Genomic DNA, 293 nt, shown 5'->3' with positions numbered 1-293 from the left:
CGGTTGGGCCCCGTGGTGTGGCTCCAGATGTAGGGGCTCGTGGGGTGGCCCTCGAGGTTCCGGTGCCGCAGCCACTGGTGCAGGGCCCGCTGGGCCGTGGGCGAGAGGACCACCATCCGCTCCTTCCCCCCCTTCCCCTGGACCCGGATGGCGTGGGGGACGCCGTCCTGATAGGTGAGGTCGGCGTAGGTCAGGGCCAGGGCCTCGGAGAGGCGGAGGCCTGTGCCGTAGAGGAAGGCGAGGAGGGCCCAGTCCCGGAGGGCCACCCGGGGGGAGCGGTTCTGGTAGGCCGC

At 73.0% G+C, this 293-nt stretch carries 1 protein-coding gene; it reads right to left on the bottom strand.

Annotated elements, in window-relative coordinates; all coding sequences use genetic code 11:
* The coding region (locus ACYQ0J_RS00140) for a tyrosine-type recombinase/integrase (protein WP_460170222.1) at nucleotides 1–293 on the bottom strand (293 nt) is incomplete at both ends.

The organism is Thermus sp. FJN-A, from assembly GCF_054655095.1.
The sequence above is the reverse complement of the archived record's forward strand: the minus strand, read 5'-3'. Positions and strand labels throughout refer to the sequence as shown.